The organism is Arthrobacter sp. AG367 (assembly GCF_007828995.1).
Lineage (GTDB): Bacteria > Actinomycetota > Actinomycetes > Actinomycetales > Micrococcaceae > Arthrobacter.
The window spans coordinates 402,376-421,149 of record NZ_VIVE01000003.1 but is presented as its reverse complement, the minus strand read 5'-3'; the positions used below and the strand labels follow the sequence as shown (position 1 = coordinate 421,149).

Genomic DNA, 18,774 nt, shown 5'->3' with positions numbered 1-18,774 from the left:
CTTCAGAACTTACGGTTCATCTCTCATTCGCGGCTCCTGTTTTCCCGGTTTACGGAATCCGGGTCATCGAACTGGCGCCGGGTCACGGCGGCGGCCAGCAGAAATCGCAGCACGCCCTCGGCGGGGCAGCGGGTGTTGGTTTCTACCAATTTTACGGCGGCCTCCAGGAAAAAGCGCCGGCGTCCCGGTCATTTGATTGATCATCCGCACCCCCGTGGAGCCTGTCGTTCGCGGGCAGAGCCCACCCGGCGTGACACCATGGAGCACGATGAAACTGCGCGCTGACCAGACCGGAGACCGTGGCCTTCCCATGCCGTTGTGGCTGCAGGGAGCCCTTGAAACGGCGCAGGCGGCCATCATTTCCGCGCTGGTGGTGGTGGCGCCCATCGTGGCTGTCTGGGCCACCGCCGGTTTCCAGAACGGACAGTTCGAGGTCCTGGCCCGGCTGGCAGGCCAGTCCTGGCTCCTGGTACACGGCGTGCCGCTGGAACTGGCGGGCGCGGGACCGCAGGCGGCCACGCACGGCGGAACCGGCGTCCTCAGCCTGATTCCCCTGGGCCTGACCCTGATCCCGTTCCTCCTTGCCTGGCGGGCTGGCCGCCGGCTGGCCCGTGCTTCCTACACGGACCAGCTGTGGCAGGCGCTGCTTGGATCCTGGGTGGTCTACGGGGCTTTCGGCGCCGCCACCGGGTTCGTCTGCCGCAATGCCGACGTCGTCATCAATCTTTGGTACGCCATGCTGGTTCCCCTGGTTCCGTACGGACTGGGCATGGTGATCGGCGCGCGCAGGGAAGCAGGATCCTGGAGCCGGCTCATCGGCGTTGACGCGGTGGACTGGATTTCGCGCACCAGCCAGCATTCGCGCTGGGCCGGTTCCTACTTCGCGTCGGTGGCCAAGGCAGGATTCGTGGCGGTGGTGTCCGCGCTTGCGTTGGCAGCAGCGCTGCTCGCAGTTGACCTGTTCATCCACTGGAACCTTGTGGTGTCTGTCTATGAGGCGCTCGACGCCGGCCCGGTGGGAGGTGCCGCCCTCACCATCGCGCAGCTCGGCTTCCTGCCCAACCTTGTGGTCTTCGCCCTCGCCTGGACATCCGGTGCCGGCTTCGCCATGGGTGTGGGCTCCCAGGTGGGTCCGCTGGGCACCGCCGTGGGTCCGCTTCCGTCCATCCCCGTCCTGGCCGCCATCCCCTCGGGCCCCCTGGATTACGCCTTCGTGGCCATGATCGTTCCGGTGCTGGCCGGTGTCATTGCGGGGTGGTGGTTCCTCCGGGAGGGAGAGAACCACTTTGATGAGTGGCTTGCCATCAAGGTCCACGCCCGCTGGTTCACGGCGACAGTTTCCACCCTCGCCCTTGGCGTGCTGGCCGGCGTGGCCGCGGGGCTGCTGACCCTGTGCCTGGCCTGGGTTGCCAGGGGTTCAGCCGGGGTGGGCCGCCTGACCGCCATTGGACCTGACCCGCTGTGGACGGGACTGTGGGTGGCCGCCGAGGTGGCTGCCGGCGTCGTGATTGGCTACGCAGCCGGACCATGGCTGGAACGCGAGAAAAGCACGGCTGTTGAACGGGACGCGGAACTGGTCCACTAGGACCTGCGCGGGGCCTAGCGCACCTTGGTGGGCAGGACGTCCTGGAACTGCACCATGCAGGCGTGGGTGGCCCGGTCCGTCAGCGCACGGCCAAGGCAGGCCTGGTACTCGCGGACCTGGTCAAAGAGGACCATGGTGGTGACAATCAGCAGCACCATGACGGCAGCGACCACCAGGCCGGAAATGGTGCCCAAGAGAATCAGCTTGGATTCCTTCAACCGGACTGCACGGACCAGCAGGACAATTCCCAGGACCAGGCCCGAGGCGGTGAGCACCGTGGTCAGCCAGAGGTAGCCCACATCCAGCTGGTAGACGAAGAACGCGCCGAGCACCGAGACCACGAACATCCGGAACAGGGTCTGGGTCTTGGCGAGGGACGCTTTCGCCGCCTCGCTGAGCGGGGGCCTGACCTGCTGCTGCCCGCTCCGGCCCGGTTCGCTGTTCATGTTTTCCAGCGTACGCGAGCCTGCACCTAAGCTGGACCAATGCGTATCGTCGTCCTCGTTTCCGGCACCGGGTCCAATCTCCAGGCAGTCATCGACGCCGTCAAGGCGGGCGGGCTCGCTGTGGAAATCGCTGCGGTGGGCGCGGACCGCGAAGGAACGTACGGCGTCGAACGCTCCGCTGCCGCAGGCATCCCCACGTTCGTGGTGGACTTCAAGGCCTACCCGGACCGTGCCGACTGGAATGCCGCCCTGACCGAAGCCGTGGCCGCCTACAAGCCGGACGTGGTGGTGTCTTCAGGGTTCATGCGGATTGTCAGCCCCGGTTTCATCGACGCGTTCAACGGCAGGTACCTCAACACGCACCCGGCGCTGCTGCCGGCGTTCCCAGGGGCCCATGGCGTGCGGGATGCGATGGCATACGGGGTGAAGGTCACGGGCTGCACCGTCCACTGGGCGGACGCGGGCGTGGACACCGGCCCCATCATTGCCCAGGAGGCCGTGACCATCGACGACTCAGACACCGAGGAAACGCTGCACGAACGCATCAAGGTGGTGGAGCGGCGGCTCCTGGTCTCCACCTTGGCGGCCCTCGCCGCAGACCCCTCGTTCACGTCCCCCCAGCCCCCCAACTAGCTCGCAGTTGTTGTCGTTTTGACCCGTCAAAACGACAACAACTGCGAGTCACTTAATCATCGCCGCCGCTGGCTGTGGATAACTCCGGCAGATGGCAGAAGCGTTTGCGACTATGGTCGCGTGAAGACGCCTCGTCCACTTCCCGCCGAGATCGCCCGGGTGCCGTTTACGTGCCAGGAAGCGGTCGACGCCGGCGTAACTCTTAGGCGGCTGCGCCACGGAGAGCTGGACGCACCCAGCCGCGGCATCAGGGTCCCGCAAGACGGCTCGGGCCAGGGTCGAGAGGGCACGGCCCTGTCTGAAGCGTTGAGGCCGTTTACGAGGATCACTTCGTTTTCGGCGGTGTCCCACGCCACGGCCTTCACGTTCTGGAGTTTTCCTGGTTTTTTGCCCGGTCAAGAGGACCCGCTGATCCATATTTCCCGTCCGGACACCATGGCTATTCCCCGCCGCAAGGGCGTTGTCGGCCACGTAGGACAGTTCTTCGACGACGAGATCGTGCATGTGGAAGGGGTGCTGGTAACCAGCAGGCCCCGGACATGGCTGGACAATGCCCGAAGGATGAGCGTTGAGGAGCTGACAGTAGTGGCGGACCATCTTCTGCGGGTGCCGAGGGCTGCGTTCGAAATCAGGACGGAGCCGTTTTGTACCCTTGGGCAGTTGTCCGACATGTTGGATCGACACAAAGGTACACCCGGCATCCGGAAGGCAAGACTTGCCCTGGAGTTGGCGCGGGTTGGTTCGGACTCGGCGCCGGAGACGCGGCTTCGGCTTGCCCTGAACGCCGCGTGCCTGCCTGAGCCGATGCTGAACATGCCCATCGAACTTCGCCCCGGCGTCATTCGTCAGCCTGACCTGAGCTATCCGGAGTACAGGATTGCGGTGGAATACGACGGCGACGGCCATTCCGAGCCACAACAGATCGTTAGGGATATCGACCGCGAGGAGGATTTCAGCCGAGGAGGATGGCTGCTCGTGAGGATCTCAAAGCGCCACATGCAAAACCAGGCGTTGTCCGCCCTCTCGAAAGTGCGCGGGGCGCTTCTCAGCAGAGGCTGGGTACCAAAGTAGCTCGCAGTTGATGCCGTTTTGACGTGCGAGAACGACAGCAACTGCGAGTCAGTTGGGAACCGTCTACTGCAGCCGGCGCTGGCGGGTTTCGGGGGAGAAGAACGCCATCCACAAAACGGAGACCAGTACCAGGGCTCCCGCCAGTGCAAACGACGTTGCAAGCCCGAGTTCCGGCCAGAAGTAGTTCGCGAAGATCAGCGGCCCAAAACCTGCGCCGAGGCGCGAGAACGTGGATGCCCAGCCGAAGCCGGTGCCGCGCAGTTCTGTGGGGTAGAGCTCGGACACGTAGGCATACAGCACGGGGATGGCCACCTGCACCACGAAGCCGAACACCAGCAGCCAGAACACCGCGGCCGTGGGGATGTCCACCACGAAGGCCACAATCACCAGCGTAAGAGCGGACAGCGGGCCGGTGATGGCCAGGATCCATTTGCGGCCCACACTCTCCACCAGGAGCGCTGCCACCACCACGCCAAGGAAGCCGACGGCGGCCATGGAGGCTGTGGTGACGAACGCCTTGTACTCGGCGAACCCTGCGCCGATGAGGATGCGCGGCATCCAGGTCAGGGACAAGTAGTAAACCAGCAGGATGCTGAAGAACAGGGACCATGCGGCGGCGGTGATCTTCCAGCTGAACTGCCACACTGAGCGCAGCTGCGTCCAGGCGCTGCCGGCGGAGAGCCGCGGGACATCCCTGGCGTCCGGAAGGCTGTAGGCACGCGGTTCTGCCCCGGTTGCTTCCACCAGTCCGTCGATGATACGGGCCGCTTCCTCCCGCCGGCCTTTCCGGATCAGGAACAGCGGGGACTCGGGCACGCTGCGCCGGACCCAGAAAACCAGCAGCGCCGGCAGGACCATCACCAGCATGGTCAGCCGCCAGTCGCCGTAAAGGGCCACCAGCCCGGCCGAGACGAATCCCGCCAGGGCAGCGCCGATGGGCCACCAGCCATCCATGGCCGTAAGCACTTTCCCGCGCTGCTTCCGCGGCGTGAACTCACCCACCAGTGCGTAGTCCACGGGAATGCAGCCGCCCAGGCCGAATCCTGCCAGGAACCGGAAGGCGCAGAACCAGATGAAGTCGGGGGCGAAGGCGCCGCACACGGTGAACACGGAGAAGAGCAGGAGGGTTGCCGTGAAGGCCTTCTTGCGCCCAACGGTGTCCGCGATGGTCCCCCAGATGAAGGCGCCCAGCGCCATGCCGACCAGGTTCGCCGTGCCCACCCAGGCCGCTTCCCCCGCGGAAAGGGACCAGTGCTTGGACAGCAGCGGAATCAGGATGCCGTTCAGGGTTACATCCCAGGCATCGAACATGAAGCCGAGGCCTCCGATCAGGAAGATCCTGCCCTGGACTTTCCATCGCCAGGGCAGTTCCTGGACCACCTGTTCGCCGCTGGGCACAGTGGTGTATGTATTCATCGCCGCCTCCTGTCCAAAACTTTAGCCCGCCCCAGCCCGTTCACACTCCGGCGTCCACGCCGGGCAACCGCGCCCTTCGCGATAAACTGGCCCTATCCCCACCAACCGCGGCCCTGTACCGCGAGATAAGACGGAGACATTTGTGAGCTTCACGCAGCATGAGCGCGTATCCATCGACCGTGTACCCATCCGCCGGGCCCTGATCTCGGTTTACGACAAAACCGGTCTGGAGGAGCTCGCCACGGGCCTGCACGCAGCGGGCGTGAAGCTCGTCTCCACCGGCTCCACGGCAAAGAAGATCGCCGCCGCGGGCATCCCCGTGCAGGAGGTGGAGGAAGTCACCGGTTCCCCCGAAATGCTGGACGGCCGCGTCAAGACGCTGCACCCGCGTGTGCACGGCGGCATCCTGGCGGACCGGCGCGTTCCGGCCCACATGGAAACCCTTGCCAGCATGGACATCGAAGCCTTCGACCTGGTGGTGGTGAACCTCTACCCGTTCGTGGAGACCGTCAAGTCCGGCGCCGCCCAGGATGACGTCGTCGAACAGATCGACATCGGAGGCCCCGCCATGGTGCGTTCGGCCGCCAAGAACCACGCCGCCGTCGCCATTGTGGTGGACCCGTCCTTCTACGGCCAGGTGGTGGAGGCCGCCGCCGCCGGCGGCTTCGACCTGAAGACCCGCCGCCGCCTCGCGGCCAAGGCATTCGCCCACACCGCGTCTTATGACAACGCGGTTGCCACCTGGACCGCCAGCCAGTTCCTGGACGAGGACGGCGACGGCGTCATCGACTGGCCTGCCTACGCCGGCCTGTCCCTGGAACGCTCCGAGGTCCTCCGCTACGGCGAAAACCCGCACCAGCAGGCTGCACTGTACGTGGACAAAGCCGCCCCGGTGGGCATCGCCCAGGCGGACCAGCTGCACGGCAAGGCCATGAGCTACAACAACTTCGTGGACGCCGACGCCGCCCTGCGCGCTGCCTACGACTTCAGCGAGCCCGCCGTCGCCATCATCAAGCACGCCAACCCCTGCGGTGTGGCCGTCGGCTCCAAGGACGCCGCAGACCCCATCGCCGACGCGCACGCCAAGGCCCACGCCTGCGACCCCGTCTCCGCGTTCGGCGGCGTCATCGCCGCAAACCGCCCCGTCACCGCAGGCATGGCCAACACCGTCAAGGACATCTTCACCGAAGTGGTCATCGCCCCCGGCTTCGAGCCGGAAGCCGTGGAGATCCTGTCCAAGAAGAAGAACATCCGCCTGCTCGCCCTGCCCGAGGGCTACGGCCGTTACCCCACGGAGTTCCGCCAGGTCTCCGGGGGCATGCTGGTCCAGGTAAGCGACAAGGTGGACGCCGATGGCGACAACCCCGCCAACTGGACCCTCGCAGCCGGTGAAGCAGCGGACGAGAAGACCCTCGCGGACCTTGCCTTCGCCTGGACAGCCTGCCGGGCCGCCAAGTCCAACGCCATCCTCCTCGCCGAGAACGGCGCAGCTGTGGGCATCGGCATGGGCCAGGTCAACCGGCTCGACTCCTGCCGCCTGGCCGTGGAGCGGGCCAACACGCTGGGCGTCACGGTGGAGTCCGACGTCGAAGGTGCCGGCGGTGCCTCCAACGCCAGCGCTGCCGGGGCACCGCAGCGGGCCCGCGGCGCCGTGGCTGCCTCCGACGCGTTCTTCCCGTTCGCCGACGGCCTCCAGATCCTGATCGACGCCGGCGTCCGCGCTGTCGTGCAGCCGGGCGGATCCGTGCGCGATGAAGAGGTGATCGCGGCAGCCAATGCGGCCGGCATCACCATGTACTTCACCGGGGCCCGCCACTTCTTCCACTAGGACAAACGACGGCGCCCGCCCCCTGAGCAAAGGGGGCGGGCGCCGTCGTCGTTGTGCCGGCTTAGTCCTGGTCAGCTGAACCGGGGCCGGGCTCCGGAAGTTGGATCTCCCGGGGCTTGGCCTCTGCCATTCGTTGCTTTGTCCAGTACTCGAGGACTTCCTCGTGTGACTGGGTCAGGTCAACGTGGCTGACAGGATCCTCGTCGGGCCCGGGTTCCTTAGGATTTTGCTGCACTGGCGTAGGTTGCCTGGATGACTGAGCCCCAGTATGGGCCGTACATCACGGCAGAACGGTTGTAGCCGTAGCTGTTGATGGAGTTCTGCACGCCATCGGAGCTGGTCCCGATGAACCACGGGCCGCCTGAGGAACCCCCGGTCATGTCGCAGGGGATGCCCTGGCTGTTGAACTGCGGGTTGTTCGGATCATTGGTTGCCGTGCCGGTGCAGCTCTTGAGGGTCTCACCGTTGTACGGGGCAGCGGCGGGGTAGCCGTAGGACTTGTAAGTCAGGCCCCGGGCCTGGTTGAAGGCCACGCCCGAGCCTCCGACCACAGCGGTGAGGTTCTTGCCGTTCAGGGGGTTCATGACGGCGAAGCCGGTGTCGTACGTCATGTCACCGTTTGAGACCCACTGGCTCGGCGCGTACAGGGCCCGTGCAGACCACTTGCCATACGGTGCTGCGCCATTCTCATAGGCAGGAACAAAGACGAAGTTGGTGGCGTACGCTCCAGGCCCCTCGTTAACGCAGTGTCCCGCTGTGGCAACCGTGCTGCCGTTGGTCGATGAGACAGCGTTGCCGGAGCACACATAGTTGGCGCCCCCCAGGGTGAAGAAGACCTTGCCGATGTGGCTGACCGGCGTTTCGCTCTTGGCAGTGCTGCCGGTGCTCTTGGTGCCCTTGGTGGAAGACGGTTTGCCCTTCTCCACGACGGCTGCGCTGGAGCGGTTGCCGCGTTCCAGTGCCTTGCCGGCCAGGGTGTCGCCGGGGATGGCGCTCTGCATCCGCTCCGGTGTCCAGTAGTCGGCAGCACCCGCCGCGTCAAGGACAGCACTGGTAACGGACGGATTCGTGTGGTCGTCCGCCGCTGCTGGTGTTGCGGTGGCGGCACCTGCACTGGTGAAAGCCAGAACGGCGGCCGCGGAGAGGCTCAGGAGGGCGGAAGCCAGAGACCTGGTGCTTGTCATTGTTGTCCTGTCTGAACGGGGAAAGGCGTGGGAATGCCAAGTGTGACCCTGCGAATTTATCCCTCCATGACAGATTTGTAAATAGTAGTGACGTATCATGTATGGCCTGCATTGTCCCGGGATGGAGCCCTGGTGGCCGGGTGCCCGGGCGCGGCGGGCACCCGGTTTCCTGCCGCCGTCGGCCGTTCTCCATCGCTGTAATCCTGCCCACGGCAGGGGTAACGCTGGGCCTCCGGTACGCTTCAAACTGGTGTCCTCGGGTAAGTTGTACATGGTGAAATAGACCGAATTTTCACAACCAAGCCGACCCACAGGGAGACGCCCGCGCATGTCCAAGATTATCTACACCCACACCGACGAAGCGCCGATGCTGGCTACCTATTCGTTCCTGCCCATCATCGAGGCGTTCGCTTCGACAGCAGGTGTGGAGGTGGAGACCCGCGACATTTCGCTCGCCGGCCGCATCATCGCCCAGTTCGGTGACTACCTGACCCCCGAGCAGCAGATCGGTGACGCCCTTGCTGAGCTCGGTGAGCTGGCGAAGACGCCGGAAGCCAACATCATCAAGCTGCCCAACATCAGTGCCTCCATCCCGCAGCTGAAGGCCGCCATAGCCGAACTGCAGGGCCAGGGCTACGCGCTGCCGGACTACCCGGACAACCCCTCCTCCGACGAGGAAACCGCCGTCCGCTCGCGCTACGACAAGATCAAGGGCTCGGCCGTGAACCCGGTCCTGCGCGAAGGCAACTCGGACCGCCGGGCCCCGCTGTCAGTCAAGAACTACGCCCGCCAGAACCCGCACTCCATGGGCGCCTGGACCCCTGACTCCAAGACCAACGTGGCCACCATGGGCCAGGATGACTTCCGGTCCAACGAGAAGTCCGTGGTCATCGAGTCCGAGGGCACCATCGCCATCCAGCTGGTCCGCGAGGACGGCTCGGTGAAGGTCCTGAAGAAGGCCTTCCCGGTCCTGGCCGGCGAGGTCATCGACGGCACTGTGATGCGCGCCGCCGCCCTGGATGAATTCCTGAAGGCCCAGGTGGCCCGCGCCAAGGAGGAAGGCGTGCTGTTCTCCGCACACCTGAAGGCCACCATGATGAAGGTCTCGGACCCCATCATCTTTGGCCACGTGGTCAAGGCCTACTTCTCCGAACTCTTCGAAACCTACGGCAAGCAGCTCTCGGCAGCCGGCATCAGCCCCAACAACGGCCTTGCCGCCATCCTGAGCAGCCTTGAGGACCTTCCCGCGGATGTGCGCGACGGCGTGCAGAACCTGATCAAGAAGGGCCTGGAAGACGGTCCCGCCCTGGCCATGGTGGACTCGGACAAGGGCATCACCACCTTGAACGTCCCCAGCGACGTCATCGTGGACGCCTCCATGCCTGCCATGATCCGCAGCTCCGGCCACATGTGGGGACCGGACGGCAAGGAAGCGGACACCCTGGCCGTCCTGCCGGACAGCTCCTACGCCGGCATCTACCAGGTGGTCATCGATGACTGCCGCGCCAACGGTGCCTACGACCCCACCACCATGGGCACTGTGCCGAACGTTGGCCTCATGGCACAGGCAGCCGAGGAATACGGCAGCCACGACAAGACCTTCGAGATCCAGGAAGCCGGCCGGATCCAGATCGTGGACGGCTCGGGCAACGTGCTGATCGAACACGAGGTTTCCGAGGGCGACATCTGGCGCGCCTGCCAGACCAAGGATGCCGCCATCCGCGACTGGGTCAAGCTGGCCGTCACCCGCGCCCGAGCCTCGCAGACCCCGGCCGTGTTCTGGCTGGACGAGGAACGCGCCCACGACGCCAACCTCATCGCCAAGGTCAACGAGTACCTGAAGGACCACGACACCAACGGCCTGGACATCCAGATCATGTCCCCGGTCAAGGCCATCGCCTTCACCCTGGAACGCATCCGCAAGGGCGAGGACACCATCTCCGTCACGGGCAACGTGCTCCGCGACTACCTCACGGACCTGTTCCCCATCCTGGAGCTTGGAACCAGCGCCAAGATGCTCTCGGTCGTTCCGCTGATGAACGGCGGCGGACTCTTTGAAACCGGTGCCGGCGGTTCCGCGCCGAAGCACGTCCAGCAGCTGCTCAAGGAAAACCACCTCCGCTGGGACAGCCTGGGCGAGTTCCTGGCGCTGGCCGTCAGCTTCGAGCACCTGGCCACCACCACGGGCAACGCCCGCGCGCAGGTCCTGGCCGACACCCTGGACCGCGCCACCGGCACGTTCCTGCTGGAGAACAAGTCCCCGAGCCGCCGCGTGGGCGAGCTGGACAACCGCGGCAGCCACTACTTCCTGGCCCGCTACTGGGCGGAGGAGCTGGCCAAGCAGACGGACGACGCCGACCTGGCCGCCGCTTTCGGTTCCGTCGCCAAGGAGCTGTCCTCCAAGGAGGAGACGATTGTGGGCGAGCTGGCCGAGGTCCAGGGCTCACCTGTGGACATTGGCGGCTACTACCGCCCCGAGGATGCCAAGGCCTCCGCGGTGATGCGTCCTTCCGCCACCCTTAATCAGGTCATCGCCGGCCTGGCCTAGCACCGGCCGCTGCTGCGGCAGCTGACAAAGAGAGGCGGTGGCCGGATCGTTCCGGACACCGCCTCTCTTTGTGCTCTTTATAGTATGGGCGGGCTAGTTCTTGCCTTTGCCTTTGTCGGCGTTGCTGTTCTTGCCGGTGTCCGCGCCGGAGCCGCCCGCGTTGCCCTGGGCCGGTGCCGGGGCGGGAGCCGGCTGGGGCGCGGGTGACTCGGCGGTGGGGGATGGGCTTTGAGCTGCCTGCGCGGCGTTCCGGGCATCCTCGGCGGCTTTGGCCGCAGCCTGCTGTGCGGCGACAACCTCGTTCAGGTCTGCCCGGACAGCGGAGGCCACGGTGGTGATGCTGCGGCGCCGTTCCTCCGAGACCTTGCCCTTTGCCTGCAGTGAAGTGAGGTCGGCTTCAAGGCCTTCCAGTGCCTTCAGTGCCGACGCAGGATCGTTTTGGGACGACGCCTGCGTCACTTCCAGCACGCGTGCCTGGAGCTGTGCCGCAGCTTCGCGCTGAAGGCCGTTTCCCGGCGCCGCGCAGGCGCTGAGGAAGCCTGCCGCCAGAAAGGCCGCCGAGAAAGCCAGGACCAGCCGGCCCGGGATTGTCTGCCGCGGCGTCACGGCTCCACGCTTTTCTGCAGCTCCTGCAGATGGTCGCCCAGGACGCCGGTCACGGTGGGATAAGGGACGACGTCGGCGGGCCGGGCCGAGATGCTCATCATCACCGCAGCCACGGCTGCAGCAATGACAAGGACACCAAGCACGACGACCAGCCATATCCGTTGGTTCCGGGAGAGGCGGGGTGTGCGGGGAGCCTTGCCTGCGGATGCACCGGCAACCACTCCGGCCGTTGCCACTCCGCTCGTTGCCACTCCGGAACCAGCCGGTGATGCAGCAGGTGGGGCGGCTGATGCGGGATCGGCAGCCTCTGTAGAGGCCGCTGCCTCGCGCACATCATCCACCGATTCTTCAGCGGTGATCGAGGGCGGGTGGAAGGGCATGGCGGGAAGCACCCGCGTGGTTTCCGGTGCCAGTTCTCCCGGCGTTGAAGCCGGCGAGACCAGTGCCTGGCGGAGTGCCGTTTCGATGTCGGCGGCCGCAGGGCGTTCCAGCGGCTCGATGCCAGTCATGGAACGGATGAGGTCCGCCCATTCCGGGGGAACGTCGTCGGGGATCTCCGGGGCGCGGTGGAGCCGGGCAACGGCGGATTCCACTGCGCTGCCGGGGTACTCCACGGTGCCCTTGATGCACTCAAGCAGCACCAGTCCAAGGGAGTAGATATCCGTGGCTGACGAAAGGGGTTTGCCAAGGGCCTGCTCGGGGCTGAGGTATGCAGCCGTGCCCACCATGGTGCCCGTGGCCGTGAGCCGGGTGGAATCCGCGATCCTGGCGATGCCGAAATCCGTGAGCTTGGGCCGCAGCGGCTCACCCGGGCGGATCTGGACCAGCAGGATGTTCCCCGGTTTGATATCGCGGTGGATGATGCCCAGGCCATGAACGTACGCCAGAGCGTCGGCGATGCCGGCTCCGATCACGGACAGCTCTTCCAGGGGTACCCGGCTGTGCCTGATGCGGCTGCGCAGGTCCTGGCCCTCGACGAGTTCCATGGTCAGGAAGGGCCGGGGCTCGTCCGGAATGCGGTCATCGATTCCGGCGTCGAAGAGCGTCACCAGGCCGGGGTGGTTCAGGGTGGCCAGAAGTTGGATTTCGGCTTCCTGCCGCTTAAGCTCGTCCGCATCCGGAGCCTGCGGGGCGAAGAGTTTCAACGCCACGTCACGGCCCAGCTTTTCGTCCCGTGCGCAGTACACCGACGACATCCCGCCGCGGCCTATGACCTCACCTAAACGATAGCGACCGCCGACAACTTCATTCTTGATGGAGCTAGGCGATTCCGCCACCATGACCGTTCCTCCCGGTGCGCTGCGGCACTGTCGTACCTCAAATTATACGGGCGGGACGGCGGAACCAGCGATTGACCTAGGGTTTCGCGTTGCGACACGCCGACGGCCCGGCGGCGATTTCAAACACGTTCGCCGCCGGACCATTGGCTACAAGGACATGTGTGCTGATGACATGTTTTGTACTGTTACTTGGTTGTTCGGTGGGTGTCCTCCTCTCGTCAGCCCGCCGGGTGCTGCCGCTTCAGGCGCGTGCGCGGGCGGTTTCCTTACAGGACTCAGGCCTCAGGACACCTTGCGCTTGCGGAGCATCAGGAGTCCGCCTGCCAGAAGCACCAGTGCCAGGGGAACCAGCGCTCCGTCCCAGCCGGTGTTGGCCAGGCGGGTGTGGGCTGAGCCGGTGTTGGCAAGGGCAGGATTGCCGCCAGTCGGAGTGCTCCGCGGTGTGGTGACCGGGGCGATGGCCCCGCTCACTGCGGTGGAGCCTGCCGGTGCAGCGGTGAAGTTGCCGCTTCCTGCAGTACCAGTACCGCTTGTGGAGTCATTGCCGGAAGTCGAGCCGCCGTTGCCGGCAGGGTCGCCTGACCCCGGAGTGCTGGTTCCGGGATCAAGGGTGCCGGTGTCTCCGGTGGTGCCGTCTCCCGGGGTGGTGGTTCCCGGGTCAGTGGTGCCGGGTGTGTTGGTGCCCGGAGTGCTGGTTCCGCTGTCATTACCGAGTCCGATACCCAGGTCAATGCCAAGGTCGACAACGGCATCCAAGCCGCCAGCGTCCGCAGTTCCGGTGTCCACACCGGCTCCGAGGTCGATGCCTGCGTCGACTCCACCCGATGTATCACTGCTGGTGACGCCACCGATGGTGAGGTCGAGAACTGCCTCAACGGTAGTGCCGAGCCCACTGGTATCGCCGGCACTCACGCCGCCGAGTCCCAGGTCTGCGGCTGCGTCCACGGCGAGGTTTGCCGTGGTGCCGTCCGTGGTGCCGGTGCCGGTGGCGGTGCTTCCGAGGCCGAGGTTTACGTCCACTGCGGCGGCCAGGTCGGTGGTGCCGGTTGTTGTGGGGTCGGTGGTGCCGGCGAGTCCCAGGTCTGCGGCTGCGTCGACGGCGAGGTTTGCCGTGGTGGCGTCCGTGGTGCCGGTGCCGGTGCTTCCGAGGCCGAGGTTTACGTCCACTGCGGCGGCCAGGTCGGTGGTGCCGGCGAGTCCCAGGTCTGCGGCTGCGTCGACGGCGAGGTTTGCCGTGGTGCCGTCCGTGGTGGTGGTGCCGGTGCTTCCGAGGCCGAGGTTCACGTCCACTGCGGCGGCGACGCCTGTTGAGCCGGCCGGCGTTGGGTCACCCAGCAGGCCCAACGACGTCGAGCCAGCGGGCGCCGCCGCCGAGATGAGGGCGGAAGCGGAAAGATCCGTCCCGCTGGTGGTGTCCGCTGCGTTTGCGGCAGCGCAGCCGAAGGCCAGAAGGCCGCCGGCAAAGAGGGTGCTAAGCAGCCCCCTGCGAAGGGTGCAGTTCATGATGGTTACTCCTGAAGTTGAGGTAGTTCGGGCGCTTATCAGCTGCCCGTAAAGCCACGTGCTGCCCGTTGGGGGCAGACGGCCTCAACTAGTCAGGGGAAGAACCGGGGTCGAACGACACCGGCGCAGGGGCGTGCTCGGAGGCCTCGCCGGCGGGAACAGCGCCAGGCCGCTCAAAACCAAAATAGGCAGGGCTAAGCCATGCTGCGGCACCGGATGAACCGCCGGATGATCCAGCGCTGCCGGTGCCGGATCCCGGTGCGGCAGGAACCTGGGCAGGCAGCGGTGCCGGCTCGACGGGAAGGGGCTGCCCCGACGCGGGGTCAGCCGGGACAGACATGCCAGCCCACGGGGAGGACGTGTTGGCCAGGGCTGCACTGCGGACGGTTGCCAAGGCCGCGCTGCCGCCGGCAACCGGCGCCGTGGGCGACGCATCCGGTTCCTGCCCCGGTTCCAGCCCCGTTCCGGCCCCATCCGGAAGGATTTCCAAGGCCACGGGCTGAGCTGCCGCGGGACCAGGGACAACCCCGGAAGGAAGATCTGCCGGCACGGCGTCAACGGCCGGGGCGGGAAGCGGAAGTGGAGCGGTGCCGGTCAGGAGATCGGCAACGGGCTGCAGCGCCGGTTCAAGTACCGGGACGGCCTCGGCTGCAGGGGCTACAACAACCTGCACCACCCCGGCCGTCACGGTGTCGGCGATCTCCCCAACGGGAGCGGAAACAGTGGAAAGGGTTCCCGCCGGAATCACCTGGTCCAGCACGGGAACGGAGGTAATGAGGTTGTCGGCAACGCCGGCGACCTGGGCTACGGCAGGCTGCGCCAGTCCAGGGCCTGCAGCAGGTCCGGCCGGGGAGGCGGCAGGAGCCGGTGAAACAGTGTCCGCAAGTTCGTAGGCCAAGGATGAGGCCGAGCCGGTGACGCTGCCGAGCAGGGAAGGGGAGTCAGGCCCGGCGTCGGCGGATGCTGAAGTTGACGAAAGCGCCAGCCAAGTAACTGCGGCTGCCCCGGCCAGGAGCGCTGGTCGCAGGGCACGCCATGGCGAACTCATGCTAGCCATGCGTACCACCCCCCAGTGAGCTGTGCAATCAATGCTGGCTAAAGCCTATGACTCCTTGTTGCCGCAAGTCCAGACTTTGCTAAAGGGGTTTTACAAAGGGCGGGAACAAGCACTGAAGGTGTCAAGGGCGAAAGCAGGAAGTCACATGCCCCAACCTCACCGCGAAAGCCGCCTTGCCGGCGTCGAGCATCTTTCGCGGCGCCTCTTGCTAATGGCCGTCGTTGGGGTAGGTCACACCGAGCTGGGCACGAACGCCATCGAAAAGCCGCATGGTGTTCAGTGTGTCTTCGAGCGGCATCACCGGACTCTCCGTCACTCCCTGCTGGACACACCGCATTACTTCGCGCAGCTCGTAGGTGTACCCCTTGCCCACAACGTCGAAGGTTTCCGTCCGGCGGTCTTCCCACCCCTTGGTGATGAGGAGTTCGCGGGGGTTGTTGATGGAGCCCACGCTCTGCAGGAAGCCCAGGCTCCCTGCGACGGTCGCCGTGCGCGGACCGTGTGCCAGGAGTGAGGAGGTGAGCTGGACCTGGGCCGCGTGGCCGTAGCCGAGGGTCATGGCGTTCTGCGAATCCACGCCGTCGTCGTTGACGAAGCCCGTGGCGCTCACGGTGTGGGGAAAGCCAAGGGTGCCCAGCGCCCACAGGAGCGGGTAGACGGACAAGTCCAGCAACGCCCCTCCGCCGTCCTTCCGCGCCCACAACCTGGCCGTGGGGGAGTAGGGGGCGGGGAAGCCCAGGTCCGCGGTAATCCAGTGGATGTCGCCAAGTTCACCCGAAGCTGCGATCTGGAACGCCCGCTGCATCGAGGGCAGGAACCGGCTCCACATGGCTTCCATGAGGAAGAGACCTCGGCTGCGGGCAACATCGATGAGCTCGGATGCTTCCCGGGCGTTGATGGTGAACGCCTTCTCGCAGAGCACGTGCTTGCCGGCGTTGAGGGCGGCGAGAACCATCTCGTGGTGCTGCGCGTGCGGCGTGGCGACGTAGACAACGTCCACGGCGTCATCGGCGAGGAGCCGCTGGTAGCCGGGGACACCGCCGTCGTCACCATAGGCTTTTGCGAAGTCATAGGCCACGGCAAAAGCGTCCGCGCTGTCCTGTGCCCGGGAGCTGACCGCGTACAGCTCGGCGTCTTCAAGCAGCGCGAGATCCTGGGACACGGCGCGGGCGATGCTGCCCGTTGCAATAATTCCCCAGCGCAGGGGAGCCCCGGTGGCGGAGCGGGGATCCTGGTCAGGCTGGCTGGAAAGCCATGGCGTGGCGATGGGAGCAGTCATAGCTGCAATCCTGTCACAGCGGCGGGTGAGGACCGGGGACGTGCCGGCGACGGGGACAAGCAATAAAGGGGCCAGCGGTGGGGGACGGGATGTCCCCCACCGCTGGCCCCTTGGCTGAGGTCAGGCGGAAGCGGCGACGGCGGTCCGGCCGCGGACCGGTTCCTCCGCCAGCTTGCCCTGCTGGAGGCGGAAGCGGCGGTCCGTCTTGTTCGCCAGGGCCCGGTCGTGGGTGACCACCAGGATGGTGGTGTCGTGGTCGCGGCTCAGCGAGCTGAGGAGTTCGATGATGTGGTCGCCGGTCTGTTCGTCAAGGTTGCCGGTGGGCTCATCGGCGAGGATGAGCTTCGGTTCGTTGGCCAGGGCCCGCGCAATGGCCACCCTTTGCTGTTCGCCGCCGGAAAGCCGGTTGATGCGCCGTTCGTGCTTGGACGGATCCAGCTGGACCTGCTCCAGCAATTCCCTGGCGCGCTCCAGCCGGGCGGCCTTGCGCACCCCGGCAAATTCCATGGGGAGCATGACGTTGTCCACGGCGGACAGGTTGGGGATCAGGTTGAACTGCTGGAACACGAATCCGATGTCCCGGCGGCGGTATTCCGTCAGCTTGCTGTCCGGCAGGCTCGCCAGGCTGACGCCGTCCACGACGACGTCTCCGCTGGTGGGCTTGTCCAGTGCCCCAAGGAGGGACAACAGGGTGCTCTTGCCGCTGCCGCTCTTGCCCACGATCGAGGCCAGGGTGCCCTGGTCCAGGGCGAAGCTGACGTCGTTGACCGGTTTGATGGTGCGGTCACCGGAGTTGAAGGTGCGGACCAGGTTCTTGACTTCTATCATGGCTATTCTCCTCGCAGGACTTCGATGGGACGGATGCGCGCGGTGAGCAGCGCGGGAACCAGGGCGCCGATGATGGCGACACCGAACACAGCAGCGATGCCACCGGCGATCACCCCCGGTGAGGCGCTGGCGGTCACGGAGTTCAACAGCTGGGAAGCGCCGCCGAAGGGTCCGCCCTGGCCGCCCGGGAAGCCCGCGCCACCACCGGCCCCGCCCGGGACGCCGCGGCCCGTGGCGGCGGTGGTTCTGGTGGTGTTGCTGCTGATCAGTGCCGAGGCGATGCCGCCGCTGGCGAACGATGCAATGGCGGCACCGACGGCGCTGCCCAGGGCTGCCAGGACCAGTGCCTCGAGGACGAACTGCAGGCCGATGGTGCGGTTGGGCGCGCCGATCGCCTTCAGCACGCCGATTTCCCTGCGGCGCTCGCGGACCAGCATCACCATGATGAGCAGGATGATGAGCCCTGCGGTGCCCAGGGCGGCGATGAAGGCGATGAAGGAAATGTTCTTGACGCTGTCCAGCGAACTGACCGCGGTCTGCAGGTTCTGGCCCTGGGTGACATCGGCCTTGTCCGTGCCGAGAGCCGTCTGCAGGGCCGTCTTGGTGCTGGCCACGTTGTCCATGGAGTTGACCGTGACGATCATGCTGGACAGTTCACCCGGTGTGCCTGCCAGGGTCTGGGCGGTGGGGAGGGTGACATACACAGCGTTGTTGCCAAAGGTGGTGCCGGCGTCGAACAATCCCGAGACCGTGTAGGTCTGGTCGTTGATGGTGAAGGTGGAGCCAACCGTGAGGTTGTTCTTCCCTGCCAGGGTGGTGCCCAGCAGGGCACTGGTGGATGCTGCCGAGTAGTCGCCGAGCCCGGAGCCCTGCGTGATGTTCAGTGCCTTGCCGGTGGTGTCGACTTCGGCGCCAATGCCGGTGGCGGTGATCGGCAGGGACCGGACGGGCTGCTGCGTGGTTCCGGTGGAGCCCGTGCTTCCGTTGGCCTGCTGGTTGCGGTTGCCAAGGGTGCCTGCGTCCACCGCCGCCGTGAGGCTGGTGGTCAGTGTGGCTGCCGCCTGGCCGCCGGGGCCTCCCTGCCCGTTCTGGCCTCCGGGCCCTGCCTGCCCGGTCTGTCCCGTTTGCCCGGCCGCGGCCTGTGCGGCCGCTTCGGTGGCATTGCGAAGCCGCAGGGAGGATGTCCCGACGACGGCACTGACGTTGGGCACGCCGGCGGCCGTGGCTGCCTGGCTGGTGGTGAGCGGCTCACCGCCGCCTTCGAAACCTTGCCCGCCGGCGGGGTTGACGGTCAGGACGGTGCCGACGGACGCATTGAGCTCCTGCACTTTCGCCCCGACCGCCTGGTTGGCTACCAGCATGGCCAGGGCAAGGCCAATGGCGACGGCCAGCACCGCGACAACAGCTGCGGTGCGGACCTTGTTTCTGAAGGCATTGCCTACGCTTCGGGCAAGGACGCTCACGTTACTCCTATGACTCAGGTGCCGGCGCGGAGGGCCGGCTTCGCATC

At 66.1% G+C, this 18,774-nt stretch carries 16 protein-coding genes; 5 read left to right on the top strand and 11 right to left on the bottom strand.

Annotated features, from left to right (window positions below):
• Positions 1-268 precede the first annotated feature (268 nt).
• Positions 269-1,585 (top strand): DUF6350 family protein, encoded by a 1,317-nt coding sequence (locus FB478_RS11610; protein ID WP_144600512.1) that lies wholly within the window; start codon positions 269-271, stop codon positions 1,583-1,585.
• 14 nt (positions 1,586-1,599) lie between these two features.
• Here the strand turns inward: FB478_RS11610 and FB478_RS11605 are convergent, their stop codons facing one another.
• Complete coding sequence (locus FB478_RS11605; protein WP_144600510.1) at positions 1,600-2,031, bottom strand: hypothetical protein; 432 nt, start codon at positions 2,029-2,031, stop codon at positions 1,600-1,602.
• A gap of 39 nt (positions 2,032-2,070) precedes the next feature.
• Here FB478_RS11605 and purN point away from each other — a divergent pair, with 39 nt between their 5' ends.
• Both purN and FB478_RS11595 read left to right on the top strand, forming a co-directional pair.
• A complete protein-coding gene (gene purN / locus FB478_RS11600) occupies positions 2,071-2,664 on the top strand; it encodes a phosphoribosylglycinamide formyltransferase (protein WP_144600508.1) in 594 nt (197 codons plus the stop codon).
• 120 nt (positions 2,665-2,784) lie between these two features.
• A complete protein-coding gene (locus tag FB478_RS11595; protein WP_144600506.1) occupies positions 2,785-3,735 on the top strand; it encodes a hypothetical protein in 951 nt (316 codons plus the stop codon).
• A gap of 63 nt (positions 3,736-3,798) precedes the next feature.
• Here FB478_RS11595 and FB478_RS11590 read toward each other — a convergent pair whose 3' ends face one another.
• Positions 3,799-5,151 (bottom strand): MFS transporter, encoded by a 1,353-nt coding sequence (locus tag FB478_RS11590; protein WP_144600504.1) that lies wholly within the window; start codon positions 5,149-5,151, stop codon positions 3,799-3,801.
• A gap of 142 nt (positions 5,152-5,293) precedes the next feature.
• Here FB478_RS11590 and purH point away from each other — a divergent pair, with 142 nt between their 5' ends.
• Positions 5,294-6,979: a bifunctional phosphoribosylaminoimidazolecarboxamide formyltransferase/IMP cyclohydrolase gene (gene purH / locus FB478_RS11585; RefSeq protein ID WP_018771794.1), complete on the top strand. Its 1,686-nt coding sequence runs from the start codon at positions 5,294-5,296 to the stop codon at positions 6,977-6,979.
• A 61-nt stretch (positions 6,980-7,040) separates the two neighbouring features.
• Here the strand turns inward: purH and FB478_RS21130 are convergent, their stop codons facing one another.
• Complete coding sequence (locus FB478_RS21130) at positions 7,041-7,214, bottom strand: hypothetical protein (RefSeq protein ID WP_166673078.1); 174 nt, start codon at positions 7,212-7,214, stop codon at positions 7,041-7,043.
• Positions 7,198-8,163 carry a serine protease gene (locus tag FB478_RS11580; RefSeq protein ID WP_018771793.1) on the bottom strand — a complete coding sequence of 322 codons (966 nt, stop codon included), beginning with the start codon at positions 8,161-8,163 and terminating at the stop codon, positions 7,198-7,200. The genes FB478_RS21130 and FB478_RS11580 overlap by 17 nt, the downstream gene beginning before the upstream one ends.
• Before the next feature lie 328 nt (positions 8,164-8,491).
• Between FB478_RS11580 and FB478_RS11575 the strand changes: the two genes are divergently transcribed.
• Positions 8,492-10,711: an NADP-dependent isocitrate dehydrogenase gene (locus FB478_RS11575; protein WP_144600502.1), complete on the top strand. Its 2,220-nt coding sequence runs from the start codon at positions 8,492-8,494 to the stop codon at positions 10,709-10,711.
• Between the two features lie 93 nt (positions 10,712-10,804).
• Here FB478_RS11575 and FB478_RS11570 read toward each other — a convergent pair whose 3' ends face one another.
• The 7 genes from FB478_RS11570 to FB478_RS11540 form a co-directional block, all read right to left on the bottom strand.
• Positions 10,805-11,317: a hypothetical protein gene (locus FB478_RS11570; RefSeq protein WP_144600500.1), complete on the bottom strand. Its 513-nt coding sequence runs from the start codon at positions 11,315-11,317 to the stop codon at positions 10,805-10,807.
• The gene (locus tag FB478_RS11565) at positions 11,314-12,597 is read right to left on the bottom strand and encodes a serine/threonine-protein kinase (RefSeq protein ID WP_144600498.1); all 1,284 of its coding nucleotides are present in this window, start codon (positions 12,595-12,597) and stop codon (positions 11,314-11,316) included. Before FB478_RS11565 ends, FB478_RS11570 begins: the two co-directional genes overlap by 4 nt.
• Before the next feature lie 282 nt (positions 12,598-12,879).
• Positions 12,880-14,100, bottom strand: a complete 1,221-nt coding sequence (locus FB478_RS11560) for a hypothetical protein (RefSeq protein WP_144600496.1) — start codon at positions 14,098-14,100, stop codon at positions 12,880-12,882.
• 88 nt (positions 14,101-14,188) lie between these two features.
• A complete protein-coding gene (locus FB478_RS11555) occupies positions 14,189-15,157 on the bottom strand; it encodes a hypothetical protein (RefSeq protein ID WP_261377383.1) in 969 nt (322 codons plus the stop codon).
• Positions 15,158-15,365: 208 nt separating this feature from the next.
• Positions 15,366-16,436 (bottom strand): Gfo/Idh/MocA family protein, encoded by a 1,071-nt coding sequence (locus tag FB478_RS11550; RefSeq protein ID WP_056393428.1) that lies wholly within the window; start codon positions 16,434-16,436, stop codon positions 15,366-15,368.
• A 120-nt stretch (positions 16,437-16,556) separates the two neighbouring features.
• The gene (locus tag FB478_RS11545) at positions 16,557-17,264 is read right to left on the bottom strand and encodes an ABC transporter ATP-binding protein (protein WP_144600494.1); all 708 of its coding nucleotides are present in this window, start codon (positions 17,262-17,264) and stop codon (positions 16,557-16,559) included.
• A 2-nt stretch (positions 17,265-17,266) separates the two neighbouring features.
• Complete coding sequence (locus FB478_RS11540) at positions 17,267-18,727, bottom strand: ABC transporter permease (protein ID WP_134164572.1); 1,461 nt, start codon at positions 18,725-18,727, stop codon at positions 17,267-17,269.
• Positions 18,728-18,774 lie beyond the last annotated feature (47 nt).

Bases quoted from the DNA above. Each gene is read 5' to 3' on its own strand.
- FB478_RS11610 (WP_144600512.1), top strand. From the start codon at position 269: ATGAAACTGCGCGCTGACCAGACCGGAGACCGTGGCCTTCCCATGCCG.
- FB478_RS11605 (WP_144600510.1), bottom strand. From the start codon at position 2,031: ATGAACAGCGAACCGGGCCGGAGCGGGCAGCAGCAGGTCAGGCCCCCG.
- purN (WP_144600508.1), top strand. From the start codon at position 2,071: ATGCGTATCGTCGTCCTCGTTTCCGGCACCGGGTCCAATCTCCAGGCA.
- FB478_RS11590 (WP_144600504.1), bottom strand. From the start codon at position 5,151: ATGAATACATACACCACTGTGCCCAGCGGCGAACAGGTGGTCCAGGAA.
- FB478_RS11580 (WP_018771793.1), bottom strand. From the start codon at position 8,163: ATGACAAGCACCAGGTCTCTGGCTTCCGCCCTCCTGAGCCTCTCCGCG.
- FB478_RS11575 (WP_144600502.1), top strand. From the start codon at position 8,492: ATGTCCAAGATTATCTACACCCACACCGACGAAGCGCCGATGCTGGCT.
- FB478_RS11565 (WP_144600498.1), bottom strand. From the start codon at position 12,597: ATGGTGGCGGAATCGCCTAGCTCCATCAAGAATGAAGTTGTCGGCGGT.
- FB478_RS11560 (WP_144600496.1), bottom strand. From the start codon at position 14,100: ATGAACTGCACCCTTCGCAGGGGGCTGCTTAGCACCCTCTTTGCCGGC.
- FB478_RS11555 (WP_261377383.1), bottom strand. From the start codon at position 15,157: ATGGCTAGCATGAGTTCGCCATGGCGTGCCCTGCGACCAGCGCTCCTG.
- FB478_RS11550 (WP_056393428.1), bottom strand. From the start codon at position 16,436: ATGACTGCTCCCATCGCCACGCCATGGCTTTCCAGCCAGCCTGACCAG.
- FB478_RS11545 (WP_144600494.1), bottom strand. From the start codon at position 17,264: ATGATAGAAGTCAAGAACCTGGTCCGCACCTTCAACTCCGGTGACCGC.